At 70.9% G+C, this 15,560-nt stretch carries 6 protein-coding genes; all 6 read left to right on the top strand.

What is annotated here, in order from left to right; translation table 11 throughout:
• The first annotated feature begins 4 nt into the window (after positions 1-4).
• From ABD206_RS07165 to ABD206_RS07190, 6 genes are read left to right on the top strand one after another with little or no spacing between them, the layout of a single operon-like run.
• Entirely contained in the window at positions 5-5,893 is a 5,889-nt protein-coding gene (locus ABD206_RS07165) for an Ig-like domain-containing protein (protein ID WP_344070818.1), read from the top strand.
• Positions 5,894-5,928: 35 nt separating this feature from the next.
• Positions 5,929-6,894, top strand: coding sequence for an AAA family ATPase (locus ABD206_RS07170; protein WP_344070820.1), 966 nt, complete (start codon positions 5,929-5,931; stop codon positions 6,892-6,894).
• Positions 6,891-8,252, top strand: a complete 1,362-nt coding sequence (locus ABD206_RS07175; RefSeq protein WP_344070822.1) for a DUF58 domain-containing protein — start codon at positions 6,891-6,893, stop codon at positions 8,250-8,252. Before ABD206_RS07170 ends, ABD206_RS07175 begins: the two co-directional genes overlap by 4 nt.
• A complete protein-coding gene (locus ABD206_RS07180) occupies positions 8,249-10,642 on the top strand; it encodes a transglutaminase domain-containing protein (RefSeq protein WP_344070824.1) in 2,394 nt (797 codons plus the stop codon). Before ABD206_RS07175 ends, ABD206_RS07180 begins: the two co-directional genes overlap by 4 nt.
• Positions 10,643-10,661: 19 nt before the next feature.
• Positions 10,662-14,549 carry an ATP-dependent RNA helicase HrpA gene (hrpA, locus tag ABD206_RS07185; protein WP_344070826.1) on the top strand — a complete coding sequence of 1,296 codons (3,888 nt, stop codon included), beginning with the start codon at positions 10,662-10,664 and terminating at the stop codon, positions 14,547-14,549.
• 57 nt (positions 14,550-14,606) lie between these two features.
• Complete coding sequence (locus tag ABD206_RS07190; RefSeq protein WP_344070828.1) at positions 14,607-15,542, top strand: NADP-dependent oxidoreductase; 936 nt, start codon at positions 14,607-14,609, stop codon at positions 15,540-15,542.
• Positions 15,543-15,560 lie beyond the last annotated feature (18 nt).

Below are 15,560 nucleotides of genomic sequence, written 5' to 3' on the forward strand. Positions count from 1 at the left end.
CGCGATGCGCGAGCCCCGTATCTTTCGACTGAGCAGACAGGGCGTACTGGCCGTCGCGATCACGGCGATCGCGACGACGGTCGCGGTGGCCGCGATCGTCTGGCCGGGATACGACGCGCAGCAGACTCCCCTCGACGACGGCACCGTCTGGGCGCTGCAGCGCTCGGCGGGCGGCAACTACGCGCGGGTCAACACCGAGCTGGGCGAGATCGACACGGTCAAGACCGTCGAACAGCCCACCGCCCTCACACAGTCGGCGGCCGGCCTGTGGCTGTTCACCGCTGCGGCCACCAAGGTCTCGCGAGTGGATGCCGCCACGCCCGCCGATCTCACGACCGACCTCGAAGACGCGTACGCCTCGACGCCCGCCGGCACCCGCGAGGTCGTGACGGCGGGCAGTCGGGTGCTCTATCTGACCGATGCCGGCGACGTCACGCTCGGCGATCTGTCCACCGGTGCGCTCACTCCGGTGGACATCCTGGATGCCGCGGGCGATCCGATCGCCGTCACCGCGGTCGCACTCACCGACAGCGGTGAGATCGCGGCATACTCGCCGTCGCAGGGCCTGGTCATCCGCGCCGACGCCGACGGGCACGTGATCGGCACCGATGCCGTTGTCGATGCTCCGGGCGACCAGGCTGCGCTGACACTCGTCGGCGACCGATGGGTCCTCTTCGATCCCGACACCGGCACCCTGTGGATCCAGGGACAAGGGCAGCCGATCTCGTCGAGCCTCGCCGACGGCGCCCTTCTGCAGGTCGCCGCGGACACGGGCACGGAAGTGTTCGTGGCGGACACGAGCGGTCTGGTCGGCGTCGGCCTCGACGACGGCGAGGTGCGCCAGGTCTTCGGCGGAGCGCAGACACTCGGCACGCCTGCCGCACCTGTGACCACCGAGACCGATGTGCTGGCCGCCTGGCTGCCGCCGACCGGCGACGGGGTGATGTGGTCACAACTGACCGGGACGTCGACGGCGCTCGCGTACGCCGGTCAGGATCTGGATACCGAGATCCTCCCCGTCTTCGCCACGAACGGCTCGCGGACCATCCTGAACGAGACCCAGTCCGGGTGGGTGTGGACGGCTCCGGACGGCACGCTCGTGCCGTCCTCGCAGGCCTGGCAGATCGAAGCGGACTCGGCGGCGCAGCAAACCGAGGCCGCCCCCGCCGCCGAGGTCATCGACCCGCGCCCCCCGGTCGCCGTCGACGATACGTTCGGCGTGCGTGCGGGACGCAGCGTGCTCCTGCCCGTCCTGCTCAACGACCACGACCCGAACGAGGACGTGCTCACCGTGCAGTCGGATTCGATCACCGCATCGGGGTTCGGGATGCCCGCCGCGACCAACGGTGATGGGATGATCGTGCTCGACATCCCCGAGGATGCCGAGGGAACCAGATCCTTCTCCTATCGGGTCTCGGACGGGACGACCGGCGATGGGCTGCTCTCGGGGAGCGCGACGGTCACGCTGACCGTCATCGACGACGAGGTCAACACGGCACCCGTGTGGTGCGGCGTCGACGCGTGTCTGGCGACCTGGCCCGAGCCCGAGACGGTGCCGGGTGGCACGGTCACCGTGCCCGTGCTGGACGGCTTCGTGGATCCGGAATCGGACGGCATGTACGTGCTCTCGGCCGCCGTGACGTCGGGGACCGGCACCGTCACGGTCGATCCGACCGGCAGCATCACCTACCAGCACCCCGACCCGAACGCCACGGCCGTCGAGACGGTGACGATCATGGTGATCGTCTCCGATACCCGCGGAGCCACGACCGAGCGTGCACTGACGGTCGAGGTCACCCCGACCGCGTCGCTCCAGCTCTCGTCGTTCTCGACGACCACCGTCGCGGGGCGCACCCTCACGATCGACCTCAGCGGTCGCATCACCGGCGCCTCCGGCACCGCCACCCTGGCAGCCGTCTCGGCGACACCGGACAGCGCCGACATCACCGTCAATCCCGCCGGCCTGTCCTTCTCCTTCACTGCTCCGTCACCCGGTTCCACGACGATCACCTACACGGTGCGGGACGAGCGCGGCGGCGCCGGCACGGTCGAAGCATCCGGGACGGTGCGGATCACCACACTCGCCGCCGGTGCCACCCCGCTCTCGACGCCGCCACTGGTCGCGTTCGTGCGTCCGAGTGAAGACACCACGGTGAATGTGCTGGATGCCGTCTCCAACCCCGCGCAGCTCGTGCTCCTGCTGAGCGATCTGCGGCCCGAGCCCGCGGAGGGAGCGACACTGAGCGTGGACCCGGTCGGACAGAGCACGATCCGCGCCAGCGGCACGACGGCGGACGGTGCCGCGGGTGAACTGGGGGTGGTGCGCTACTCGATCTCGGACGGCACCGATGACGGCACCGCGGCGATCGAGGGCCAGCTGACCCTGGTCCTGCTCCCGGCCGCGAGCGCCGACCCGCCGATCGCGGTCGATGACACCGCTGTCGTGCGCGCCGGCGCCCTCGTCGACATCCCCGTACTCGAAAACGACTCGGCCCCGGCCGGAGGCCTCCTGGCGATCGATCCCTCGCGGGTGGTCAACGAATCGGATGCCGGACTCGCGTTCGCCACCAGCCGCACGGTGCGCTACCTGGCCCCGGACGAGCCGGGCGTGTACAGCGTGTCGTACACCGTGTCCCGCCTCGGATTCCCCGAGCTGACCGACACCGCGCGGATCACCGTGACCGTGCAGGACGGCGACACGAACACCGCACCCACTCCGGTGACCCTCGAAGGCCGCGCCCTCAGCGGCCGCTCGACCCTCATCGCCTTCGACCCGTTCGGGCTGGATGCCGACGGCGACACCGTTGTGCTCTCGGCCGTCATCGACCAGCCGACGACCGCCGACGGCGAACCCGCCGGCACCGCCGCGATCTCGGCCGACGGATCGAGCCTGGTCTACACCGCGCCGACCGGGTGGAGCGGACAGGCCTCGTTCAGCTACCAGGTGCGCGATGCACGCGGCGCGACGGCGACGGCCCTCGCGCTGATCGGCGTGCGGGATGCGCAGTCCGACCCGCGGCCGGTGACCTTCTCGGACTACGTCCAGATCGAGGGCGGCGAGGATCACGCCGACAACCAGGTGACGGTCTCTCCGCTGGACGGCGACATCGATCCGGCCGGCGGCGAGCTGAGCCTCGTCGAGGTGCGACCCAACGCCGAACTCGGCACGGCGGAGTACGAGGCGCTCGCAGCCCAGCTGCTGGAGGTCGACACCGACAGCGGTACGGTGACGCTGCGCGCGGGTCCGACGCTGGGAACCTCGTCGTTCGTCTACACCGCCGCCACCGCATCCGGCGATACCGCAATGGGCCTTATCGTGGTGAAGGTCGTCCGCGACCCCGTTCCCAACTACCCCGAGGTGCGCGACACGGTACTCACCGCCGAGACGATCGACGCCTATGCGACGGGCGTCGATGTGCTCACCGACAAGATCAGCTGGAGCGGCGGCGATCCCGCGATCCTCTCGCTCTCGCTCTGGGGCGAGAACCCCGGGGTACGGGTCTCGGGCTCGTCGATTTCGGGAACGGTGTCCGAGCAGGCGGCACTCATCCCCTTCACCGTCACCGGCGTCGACTACACCGGTCGGGAAGTCACGTCCTACGGATTCCTCCGAGTTCCCGGCCTCAACGACCTGCGCCCGACGCTGCGGGAGGGAACGAGCGCGATCACGGTCGACGAGGACGCGAGCGTGGACGTCGATCTGGCGGCGCTCATCGCCGTCCCGCGCGGCAGCACGCTCGAGATCGGCACGGATGTCACGACCGGCGGCGCCCGGGCGCAGGCGACGTGCACCCTGATCTCAGCGGACACCGTCCGCTACGCAGCCGGTCGCGGCGCTCCGTGGACCGACAGCTGCATCGTCCCGACCCGTCTGGCGGGTGAGGATGCCTGGACCTACCTCTCGGTTCCGATCGCCGTCATCGCCGAGGCGCCGCAGCCCGTGCTGAACGCCGCCGCCCGCACGATCGGGCCCGGGCAGAGTGAGACATACGATCTGCGCCAGCTGACGACCTGGACCGGGACGCCCGACTGGAGTTCGCTGACCTACGAGGTCGCCTACGACGGCGACCAGTTCGAGGTGGTCCTCGAGGGGAGCACGCTCCAGATCACGGCCGAGGACGCCGCCCGCCCCGGTCGTACCGAGTCGGTCATCGTCCGCCTCGCCAGCCACCGGGATGCCACCGCGGCAACCCTCACCCTGGCTGTGGGTCCCGCACCTTCCACTCTGCCCAAGGCCGCGACGGTCTCCCAGCAGTGCTCCCAGGCCGGCGGCACGACCTCGTGCACGATCCAGGTCGTGGGGGCTGCCGGCGAGGTCAACCCGCTGCCGGGCACACCGCTGACACTCGTGTCGACCAGCAGCCCGGCCAACTGCCCCGAGGTCACCTATGAGGTCGCTTCGGCGACCGCCATCCGTGCGACCTGGAGCGCGGACGCCCCCGGTGCCGCCGACTGCGCGGGAAGCTACGTCCTGGCCGACGCGCAGGGCCGGCTCACGGCAGGCGAGCGCGCAGGAACCGCGATCCTGGATCTTCGGGGGCTGCCCGCGGATGCCACGTCGATCGAGTGGACCGCGTTCACCGCGGACAGCGTGACGCTGCGGGTGACATCCGCCCGTTCCTCCTACCCCGCCGTCGAGGGGTACATCGTCACCGGGGGCGGTCAGGAATACCGGTGCGACGCGGATGGGACCTGCCCCGCGATCCCTGCGGATGCGGGGGTGAAAACGGCCTACCAGGCGCGCGCCGTCAACTCGGTCGGCTCCGCCCGGGCTGCGACCACCCCGGTCACCGCCTGGGCGTATGCCTCCCCCGCGGCCCCGACGTCGGCCTCGGCCGTTCCCGTCGCCACCTCCGATGGCTCCGGCGGCGTCGCGGCGGTGACCGTCGGCGGATTCGACGCGACGACCGGGTCGGTGCGGGTGACCAGTCCCGTCTCGGGCGCCACCCAGACCCTCCCGGTCCCCTCCGGATCAGCGAGCGTCACCTTCCCCGAGTTCGATGTGGGCGCCAACGTCGCAACGACCCTCACCATCACACCGCTCTCCCGCTTCGACTACCCGACGATCGCGACAGGCAGCGCCGAGGGCTCCTCACGAACGGTCGTCGCCTCGGGCGTCGGCGCCCCGCGCCTGAGTCTGTCGGTCACGCCCACCGACGACGGGTCCGGGGTGGTCGAGGCGGTCGCGACGGTTGCTGCCAACGCGGTCGATGCGACGCTGTGGGTCGGAATCTCCACGTCCGCCACCTGCACGCTGCATCGGGTCGGCGAGACCACCTCGACCGTGCTGTCGGAAGATCTGCCGGGAACGCCGTGGGAGGACACCGCGGTCTTCGCGTGCGCGGAGTACCGGATCGGCGGAACCTCGTTCGGGCGAAGCACCGTCGGCCCGGTGACAGCGCAACCCACCGAGCCGCTCCCCGCACCCAGCGGCACCGCGACCTACACGATCGCGCCGACCCCGACGGTCGCCGGCGCCACCGTGAGCTGGACCGGGATCACCCCGCCGAGCTTCCCGCATGATCGCTACGAGACCCGTTACGGGGCGACGCGGACGACCGACTTCGCGAGCCTGTTCCGCACCGGTGAGGCCCCCGGCGCCATCCAGGCCTACTGGTGCGTCGGTTCGGCGTGCTCGGGATCCGGGACCACCGTCACCCCGAGCGGCGCCGCCTACACGGCCCAGGTGGTGTTCCCCACCACCTGCGACGCCGACGGAAACCCGGCGGCGACCACCGTGACCGCCGCGAGCGGGGACTACAGCCTTGCGCAGACCGGGACCCCGTCGGCCGACACGACGAGCACTGACTGGGAGATCACCGTCACCTGGACGGGCAACCTGACAGGCTTGGACCCCTACACGTACACCGCGCTCAGCTGCGCGACGCCGTGAGTGAGAGCCGTGAGCGAGAGAGGCGCACCGAACAGATGACCGTGACAGCCGACCAGGTGGGTCGATTCCAGGAGGCCTTCCGTGCGCTGACCGACAATGTCGCACAGGTGGTGCTCGGCAAACGCCACGTCATCGAGCTCGCCTTCACCGCCATGATCGCCGAGGGCCACCTGCTGCTGGAGGACGTCCCGGGCACCGGAAAGACCTCGCTCGCACGGGCGATGGGGCAGAGCGTGGACGGCACTCTCTCACGCATCCAGTTCACCCCCGACCTGCTGCCCGGCGATGTGACCGGCATCACGGTCTACGACCAACGGCGGGGAGAGTTCGACTTCCACCAGGGCCCCGTGTTCGCCAACATCGTGCTGGCCGATGAGATCAACCGGGCCAGCCCCAAGACCCAATCGGCACTCCTCGAGGTCATGGAGGAGGGTCATGTCACGATCGACGGCGTCTCCCGCCCGGTCGGTTCGCCGTTCCTGGTCGTGGCTACCCAGAACCCGATCGAGCAAGCGGGAACGTACCGTCTGCCCGAGGCGCAGCTGGACCGCTTCCTCATGAAGACCTCGCTCGGTTACCCCGATCACGCAGCGACGGTGCGCATCCTCGCCGGCACCGCCCAGGTGCGCACGGATGTCGAACCCGTGGTCTCCCTCGACGGAGTGGCGGGCATGTCGAGCCTGGCCCGCGACGTATATGTCAGCCCCGTCATCCTGGACTATCTGGCGCGCATCGTCGATGCCACCCGCGCGGCGGCCGAAGTGCGATTGGGGGTGAGTGTGCGCGGCGCTCTGGGTCTCACCCGCGCCGCCAAGGCGTGGGCGATCGCCCATGGCCGCGAGTTCGTGACTCCGGACGACATCACCGCCCTGGCCGAGCCCGTGCTCGCCCACCGCCTGGTCTTGGATCCCGAGGCGGAATTCGACGGGGTGAGCGCGCGCGCCGTCATCGGCCAGGTGCTGCTGGATGTCACCCCGCCCACGCAACGGGAGCAGGGGTGAGCGACCCGACCGAGCACACTCCGCGGCACGGGAACGCGCTTGATGCCCACACCCGCACGCGCTTAGACACCGCGCGCGGCGGGACAACCCTCGCGCTGCGCAGCGCCTCGGCCTGGCACCGGTTTCGCGCCGCCGTCACGATCGCGGCACGGTGGGTCGCTGCCACGGTGCGCGCCGGGGGGTGGATCGCGCTCGTCGCCGCGGCCGTGGCGTTGCCCCTGGGCATCGTCTTCGGAATCGGCGAGCTCGTCGCCGCCGGACTCCTGGGGCTCGCGCTCATCATTCTCGCCCTCCCCTTTCTCGCGAGGGCGCGGCCGTACACGGTCGGCTTCGCACTGACCCACGACCGGGTGGTCGCCGGAGCCGGCGCACGCGTGAGCGTGACGGTCACAAGCACCGCGGCAACCCTCACCCTCCCCGGCATCATCGACCTGCCCATCGGTCACGATGCCGCCCAGGGCATCGTGGAACTCGACATCCCGCTGCTCCGACGAGGGGCGCAGCACGTCGCCCACATCGAGATCCCCACCCCACGCCGCGGTATCGTGCCGATCGGTCCGCTGAGCGCGGTGCGCGGTGATCCCCTCGGACTACTCCGCCATGAAGCGACCTGGACCCAGGTGCGCACGCTCTACGTGCACCCGCGCACGGTTGCGCTCCCCCCGACCAGCGCCGGCTTCATCCGCGACCTCGAAGGCAGTCCGTCGGCCGCCCTGAGCGACGCCGACATCTCGTTCCACGCGATCCGCGAGTACGCGCCGGGCGATGCGCAACACCACGTGCATTGGAAGTCGACCGCCAAGACCGGGACGCTCATGGTGCGTCAGTACGAGCAAACCCGGCGCTCCCGCATGGTGATCGCCCTCGACACCGACCGCGCCGCCTACCGCGATGACGAGGAGTTCGAGCTCGCGGTCAGCGCGGCGGCCTCCCTCGGTGTCCGGGGGCTGCGCGACGGCCGGGACGTCGACGTGACCGTCGGCGACGAGGTGCCGGAGTTCGCCCGCTCGCGGATGCGCGCGATCCGGGAGCTTTCGACAGTGACCCCCCGCATCCTGCTCGACGGCCTGTCAGGGGTGTCGCTGCGTGAGAGCGTGAACCCCCTCGCGGATGTCGCGGGGCTCGCCGTGGAGGCGCATCCGGATGCCTCACTCGCGTTCCTCGTGTGCGGATCCACGACGACAGCCACGGCGCTCCAGCGTGCCGCGCTCGCCTTCCCCTCGCATCTCGGCGTCGCCGCGATCGTGTGCGACCTCGAAGGCGAGCCGCGGTTGCGCCGTCTCGGCGACGCCCAGGTGGTCACGATCGGGCTGCTCGATGACCTCCGACAACTGCTCGGCCGGGGAGCACAGTCATGAGCGGCGACGCCGCCGCGACAGTGCCTCCCCCCTGGGGGTACTGGTGGGGAAATGCCGGCTTCGCCCTTCTCGTCGCGGCGGTCGGCGCAGGCGCCCTCTGGCCGATCTACCGCGACGACTGGTTCTGGCTGACCGCGGCGAGCGCGAGCGCCGCATCGCTGATCGTGGCGGCACTCTCCCGCGCCCGCAGGTGGCGTCTGGGCGCGACATCCCTGGCGTATCTGGTCGCGTATTTTCTCCTGGCCCTCCCCCTGGCGGCCCCCGACGCGCTCACCGATCTCGCGCAGCTCCCGGACGCGGCGCTCGGTGTCCTCACGGCTCCGGTCACCGGTGTCAAGAACCTGCTGACCCTCGATCTTCCCGTCGGCACCTACCAGCAGACCCTCGGCCCGGCCCTGCTCCTGTTCCTCCTCGTCCCGGGTCCCTCGGCAACGCTCGCTGCGTCCGCGGGCCGTCGGTGGGTTGTGGCAGGTCCCATCGCCCTCGTTCCCGCCGCAGGCGGAATCCTGCTCGGCCCCGCGACCACCTCCCCGGGCTGGAGGATCGGCCCGATCGAGGTCACCCCCGCCGCACTTCTGGGTCTGTCCGCCATCGCGATCATCGTGCTTTGGTATCTCTGGCGGGCAGCGGCGGTGCGCCGCCTCGCCCTGCGACGCGGCGCCGGCGCCGCTTCGGCACGTGCCGCACGCGCCCGAGCGGCGCGCCTGGCGATCGGCACGGCGATACTCCTGGTCGCCGTGATCACGGCAGGCATCCTCACCCCCGTGCTCGTCGTCGCGCATGCCCGCACCGTCCCAAGAACCGGAATCGACCCCGTTCTGCGGATCGAGCAGGAACTGAGCCCGCTCTCGACCCTGCGAGAGAACTACCGGGCCGACACCTACGACCGGGTGTTGTTCCGCGTCTCCACGACGGGAGGCGACCGCGTACGCATGGCGACCCTCTCGTTCAGCGACGGCGTCAGCGCGCGCATCGCCGCCGTCGATTCGACGGCACCGGCCTCTTTCGCCCGCGTGCCCTCGGCACTGCCCGCGGTCGGCGGCACCCAGCTGCAGGCGGAGATCTCGCTCGAGGACTGGGATCAGCTGTGGGTCCCCCTGGTCGGCGATCTCGAGGCGATCTCGTTCACAGGTCCGTCGCGCGGCGCACTCACCGACGGCTTCTTCTACAGCGCAGCCCTGGCCACCGGCGTCGAACTGAGCGACACGTTCGGGCCCGGGACCGTCTACAGTCTTCGCGGGTCAGCGGTGGCCGAGGCGGACCCGGCGACCGCGACGGCGCCGAATGCCGGTCCCTCCCTCCCGGAGGCCGTGATCCCCGAGAGTCTGCTGACCTGGATCGGCCTGCAGGACGTTCCCGCCACCGGCGCGGGGCTCATCGAACTGATCGACCGTCTGCGCGAGCGCGGCTACCTCAGCCACGCCCTGACAGAAGCCGACGCCGAGGCCTGGCTCGACAGCCTCGACGGCGGGGCGTTCTCGCCCAGCCGGGCCGGTCATTCCACCGACCGCATCGATGACCTGTTCGCCGCGCTCGTCGATCGGCAGCTTGAGGAGGGCGGGAAACCCGAGGCGAACCTCGTGGCGGGGGTCGGCGACGACGAGCAGTTCGCCGTGGCCGCCGCCCTCATCGCCGATCAGCTCGGATTCCCGGCACGGATCGTGGTGGGGGCACGACTGAGTTCCCCGGATCCCACGTTGCCGGTCTGCGAAGACGGCGCCTGCCGGGGCGGCGATGTCGGCGCCTGGATCGAGGTGCAGGATGTCACCGGTATCTGGATCCCGATCGATACGACCCCGCAGCACACGATCGCGCCCGATTCCTCGACCGAAGCGCTCAGTGATCCGCAGAATGCCACGGACGTCGACGGCGAGACGGCCGACACCGTCCTACCACCCGAGGCAGACCCCGCCGACACCGACACCCGCGACCAGACCTCTCCGCCGGACGAGTTCGATGCCGCCGGCCTGTGGCTGATCGTGCAGATCGGCGCCGCCAGCGCCCTGGTCCTTCTCGTCGTGATCTCTCCGCTGCTGGCGATCCTCGCACTCAAGGCGCACCGCCGTCGTCGTCGCAGGACGCGCCCACAGCCGGCGGCCCGCGTGGCAGGCGGGTGGGACGAGTGGGTGGATGCCGCCGCCGACCATGGCGCCGAAGTGCCGTCGAACCTCACCCGCAGTTCGTTCGCCGCCGCGATCGGGCACCCGGCCGGTGCAACCCTGGCGGCGGCAGCCGACCGAGCGAGCTTCGCCCCCTCGCCGCCCACGGACGGCGAGGCCGCACGTTTCTGGGACCTCGTCGACGAGGAACGCGGGCAGTGGCGCGCGGGGCTGACCCGGCGGCAGCGGCTGGCCGCGGCGCTCTCGCTGCGCTCCCTCAGACGCCGATAGCGGGATACGATCGAAGGCTATGTCTTCGCCCGAGCCCGTCATCGTCTACCCGCCGGAGCTGCCTGTCAGCGCGGCGCGCGATGAGATCGCCGCTGCGATCCGCGATCACCAGGTCGTGATCGTCGCCGGAGCCACGGGGTCGGGCAAGACCACCCAGCTCCCGAAGATCTGCCTCGAGCTCGGCCGCACCCGGATCGCGCACACGCAGCCGCGCCGGATCGCCGCCCGCTCGATCGCCGAGCGGATCGCCGAGGAGCTGCAGGTACCGCTCGGCTCCGCCGTGGGGTACCGGGTCCGCTTCACCGACGCCGTCTCGGACGACACCCGCATCGCGCTGATGACCGACGGCATCCTGCTCAATGACATCCATCGCGACAAGCTGCTGCGCCGATACGACACGATCATCATCGACGAGGCGCACGAGCGGTCGCTGAACATCGACTTCCTGCTCGGCTACCTGCGTCGCATTCTGCCGAAGCGCCCGGATCTCAAGGTCATCGTCACCAGCGCAACGATCGATCCCGAGAGCTTCGCACGGCATTTCGCCCCCGACCCCACGGACGAGGAATCGACGGCCCCGGTGGTCGAAGTCTCCGGTCGCACCTACCCGGTCGAGGTGCGCTACCGGCCGCACGATGAGGCCGCGCAGGACGACGTCGACGGACTCCTCGCCGCCCTGCGCGAGCTGGATCGCGAGCCCGCGGGGGACGTCCTGGTCTTCCTGCCGGGCGAGGCGGAGATCCGCGACGCGATGGATGCCGTCCGCGGCATGTATGCGAAAGACGCCGCACCCACGGAGGTCCTCCCCCTGTACGGACGTCTCAGCGCCGCCGAGCAACACCGCGTGTTCGAGCGATCCGGCGTCGCGGGCGTGCGGCGCCGGGTGATCCTGTCGACCAACGTCGCCGAGACGAGCCTCACCGTCCCCGGCATCCGCTACGTCATCGATACCGGGACGGCGCGCATCTCGCGGTATTCCGCCCGCTCGAAGATCCAGCGGCTGCCGATCGAGGCGGTCTCCCAGGCATCCGCCCAACAGCGCTCGGGGCGCGCCGGCCGCACCTCGGCGGGCATCGCGATCCGTCTGTACGCCGAGGATGACTTCGCGAAACGCCCCGAATTCACCGAGCCCGAGATCCTGCGCACCAGCCTGGCCGCCGTGGTGCTGCAAATGCTCGCACTCGGGATGGGGGATGTCACGGCCTTTCCCTTCCTCACTCCCCCCGACTCGCGCGGGGTGAAGGCGGCGTTCGATCTGCTCGTCGAGCTCGGCGCGGTGGGCTCGGATCGCACCCGCGGTCACCGACTGACGCGCGTCGGTCGCGACCTCGCGCGCCTTCCGATCGACCCGCGACTTGCCCGCATGCTCGTCGAGGCCCGTGATCGCGACGTCCTTCCCGCCGTGCTGCCGATCGTCGCGGGCATGTCGATCCAGGATGTGCGCGAACGCCCCGAGGAACGGCGCGACGAAGCGGATCGGCTGCACGCGCGCTTCGCCGACCCGACCGGTGACTTCCTCACCCTCCGCAACCTCTGGACCTACCTGCAGGAGCAGCAGTCCGAGCTCGGGTCCAGCGCGTTCCGACGCTTGTGCCGCGCGGAGCACCTCAACTACGTCCGCGTACGCGAGTGGGCCGACGTGCACCGCCAGCTCTCGGACCTGCTCGGCCTCAAGCGCTCACGCGCGCACCGGGACGTCGACCCGGATCTCGTACACCGGGCCATCCTCTCGGGTCTGCTCTCGCAGATCGGCATCCTGGATGAGCGTCAGGGCTCGTCAGCGGCGAGATCCACACCCGGCGGCCGCGGAAAGCCCGCCGCCGAGTACCGGGGCGCGCGGGGCGCGCGCTTCACGATCTTCCCCGGCTCGACCCTGCGCAAGGCCCGGCCTGTCGCCGTGATGGCCGGAGAGCTCGTGGAGACCTCGCGTCTGTTCGCCCGCACCGCCGGTGTGATCGATCCGGCCTGGGCCGAGGAACTCGCCGGCGACCTCGCGCACCGGCGACTGTCGGAGCCGCACTGGTCGCGCTCGGCCGGCGCGGCATCGGCATACGAGAGCGTCACTCTGTTCGGGGTGGAGATCGTCAGCAAGCGACGGGTCCAGCTCGCCCGCTTCGATCGCGCACTGGCCCGTGAGTTGTTCCTGCGGCATGCCCTCGTCGAGGGCGAGTGGGATGCGGCGGCGCTCGAGAAGAGGTTGACGGCGTTCGCCAGACGCAACACCGAGCAGCGTCGGCGCCTCGAGAAGCTCGAAGAGCGCGAGCGTCGGCGCGACATCCTTGTCGGTGACGAAGCCGTCTACGCCTTCTACGACGCGCGCGTGCCCCGGCACGTGTTCGACGTGCGTTCGTTCGAGGCGTGGTGGAAGGACGCCTCCGCCCGCTCCCCGCGGCTACTCGACATGGCGGAGAGCGACCTGGTCGACGGGGCCCGCACCTCGGACGACGCGGACTACCCGAGCAGGTGGACCCAGGGCGACCAGGTGCTGACGGTGGCGTACCGCTTCGAGCCGGGCGCGGCCGATGACGGCGTCAACATCGTCGTGCCGGTCGCGCTGCTGTCGAGTCTGCGCGCCGACGGCTTCGACTGGCAGGTTCCGGGGATGCGCGATGAGTTGATCGCCGGACTCATCCGCGCACTCCCGAAGCACATCCGCCGCCACGTGGTGCCGGCCGCAGACTGGGCCGCGACCTTCGCCGCAGACCTTCGCGCTGATGGCCCCGAGCACCACGCGGGGCTTCCTCCGACATCGCTCCGCCAGGCGCTCGCCTCGCGCATCCAGCGCGCCGCGCACCAGCCGGTCTCCGCGGATGATTTCGACGATGACCGCGTGCCCGCGCATCTCGGTGTCTCCTTCCGGGTCGTCGATCCTCGGGGCCGCACCTTGGGCTCGGGTCGAGACCTCGCCGTCCTGCAGCGCGACCTCGCCGCTGCCGCTCGTGGCGCAGTCGCACGCTCGGTCACCCGCGCAGCCCCCGGCGGTGCCGCACGCGTTGCGGGAGCCGCAGGAGCTCGAGCGGATGCCGAAGGACCCGCGTTCCGGGAATCCAGCGGCCTGCGCGACTGGAGCTTCGGTGAGCTCCCCGCGGTCGTCGATACGCGTGTGGCCGGAGGCATCGTCCGCGGCTATCCGGCACTCGTCGACGAGAAGGACAGCGTCGGGGTGCGCATCGAGTCGACGCCCGAGCGGGCGCGGGAGGCGACGCATGCGGGTCTGCGTCGACTCCTGCTGCTGACGACCGCGTCCCCCGCCCCGTACGTGCTGGATCACCTGACCGCGAACGAGAAGCTCTCCCTCAGCGCCTCCCCCTATGCCTCGGCCAAGGCGCTCGTCGAGGACTGTCGGGTCGCGATCGCCGACGCCGTGCTCGACAGGCACCCCGACATTCGCTCACGAGGGGCGTTCGAGGCAGCCCGCGATGCGCTGTCCGCAGAGGTCACCGATGCCCTGTTCGAGACGGTGTCGCTGTGCGCGCGCATCCTGCAGGCGCACCGCGACGTGGATCGCGGCATCCGGAGCCTGAACGCACTGACGCTTCTGGCAGCGCTCGGTGACCTCAAGCAGCAGCTCTCGGGCCTGGTCTTCCCGGGCTTCGTGTCAGCGGTCGGGCGGGCACGCCTAGCGCACTATCCGCGCTATCTCGCGGGAGCAGCCGAGCGCATCCGCTCACTCTCGGACAATCCCGGCCGGGATCGGCAACGCCTGACGGAGTTCGAGCGTGCCGCCGTGCTGTACGCCGACGCCGGGGGGACGATCCCGCCGCTCGCCGACGCCCCGGCAGCGCTGGTACACGCGCGCTGGCTGTTGGAGGAATACCGGGTGAGCCTGTTCGCCCAGTCCCTCGGCACGGCAGAGCCGGTCTCGCTCCAGCGCATCACGAAGGCGCTCTCGGCCGCACGCGGCTGACCCATCCGGTCCGACACGGCGTAGCGTGGCGGTGGAGATCCACCGAAAGGAACCCGCATGCGCGCCGTCGTCTACACCGCGTTCGGAGGACCGGACGTCCTCCACACGATCGAGATCCCGACCCCCGAAGCCGGACCCGGGCGGATCGTGGTGCGGGTCGAGGCTGCGGGCGTGAACCCGATCGATGCGAAGCTGCGCAGCGGTATGCGCGCGTCTCAGACGATCGACAAGCCGCGGCGTATCGGCATGGACGGGGCCGGCATCGTCGTCGACGTCGGCCCCGACGTCGACGGTTTCCGCGTCGGCGATCCCGTCGTCTTCGCCCGCACGTTCGGCGCGTACGCCGAGTTCGTGGCGGTGAAGGCGGATGCCGCCACCTTGCGTCCCGCGAACGTCAGCGCCGCCGCGGCCGCCGGCATCGGCATCCCGTTCGCCACCGCCTACCAGTCGTTGCGCTCACTCGATGTGCGAAGCGATGACGTCCTGCTGATCCACGGCGGCTCGGGCGCGGTGGGGCAGGCCGCGATCCAGTTCGCGACGCTCTGGGGCGCCGAGGTGATCGCCACCGCCAGCCCGGCGCGCGCGGAGACCGTGGCAGAGCTCGGCGCGACGCCGGTCTCCTACGCGGACGATGTCGTCGCCGCCGTCCGGGCGACCGGGCTCGTCCCGACCGTGGTCCTGGATGCCGCCGGCGCGGACGCGGCACTGGCCGCATCGCTCGAGCTCGTCCCCGACCGCTCCCGCATCGCGACGATCGTGCGCGGCGCGGATGCGGCAGGGCTCGGCATCCGCGCGTTCAGCGGCGGCTCCCCCGAGCCGCTCACCGCACAGCAGGAGGCGTGGCGCGTCGAGGCGCTGCCGGTCACGGTCAATCTGCTGGCCGCCGGCGCCGCACGGATCGAGGAGGGGCCTGCGTTCTCGATGGCAGACGCCGGCGACGCCCACCGTGCCGTCATGGCCGGCGCGCGCGGCAAGGTGACGATCCGCCCCTGACGCGCCCGCACCATGACG

The sequence above is a fragment of the Microbacterium sediminicola genome (assembly GCF_039531125.1).
GTDB classification, from domain to species: Bacteria; Actinomycetota; Actinomycetes; order Actinomycetales; family Microbacteriaceae; genus Microbacterium; species Microbacterium sediminicola.

Bases quoted from the DNA above. Each gene is read 5' to 3' on its own strand.
- ABD206_RS07165 (WP_344070818.1), top strand. From the start codon at position 5: ATGCGCGAGCCCCGTATCTTTCGACTGAGCAGACAGGGCGTACTGGCC.
- ABD206_RS07170 (WP_344070820.1), top strand. From the start codon at position 5,929: ATGACCGTGACAGCCGACCAGGTGGGTCGATTCCAGGAGGCCTTCCGT.
- ABD206_RS07180 (WP_344070824.1), top strand. From the start codon at position 8,249: ATGAGCGGCGACGCCGCCGCGACAGTGCCTCCCCCCTGGGGGTACTGG.
- hrpA (WP_344070826.1), top strand. From the start codon at position 10,662: ATGTCTTCGCCCGAGCCCGTCATCGTCTACCCGCCGGAGCTGCCTGTC.
- ABD206_RS07190 (WP_344070828.1), top strand. From the start codon at position 14,607: ATGCGCGCCGTCGTCTACACCGCGTTCGGAGGACCGGACGTCCTCCAC.